Source organism: Pollutimonas rozaliensis (assembly GCF_048751585.1).
In the GTDB taxonomy this organism is placed as follows: domain Bacteria; phylum Pseudomonadota; class Gammaproteobacteria; order Burkholderiales; family Burkholderiaceae_B.
Genome location: NZ_JAZHOB010000214.1, coordinates 1 through 259, shown reverse-complemented (window position 1 = coordinate 259; position 259 = coordinate 1). Strand labels below are relative to the sequence as shown.

The window sequence follows — 259 nt, the reverse complement described above, 5'->3', positions numbered from 1 at the left end:
CAAAAACGTTAGCGGAAATTCAGCAAGATTTAGCGAACTTAGAGCTGCACAACGAAGGTGCTTAAACAACACACTCATTGAGGGATGTGACACCACCAATACAAAAAGAGCGCCTAAATTGAGCGCTCTTTTTTATGGTCAAACCTGATATTGCTCTAGAGCACCATCGCCGCTAACCAACCGAAGGCAATGAGGGGCAGGTTATAGTGAATAAAGGTCGGTACGACCGTTTCCCAAATATGCTCGTGTTGTCCATCGG

Annotated in this window: 1 protein-coding gene; it reads right to left on the bottom strand. The window is 45.6% G+C overall.

Features of this window, described 5'->3' with window-relative positions:
• Positions 1-155: 155 nt before the first annotated feature.
• A partial coding sequence (locus V0R37_RS22625) for a Na+/H+ antiporter NhaC family protein (RefSeq protein ID WP_420376627.1) occupies positions 156-259 on the bottom strand: 104 nt, incomplete at its 5' end.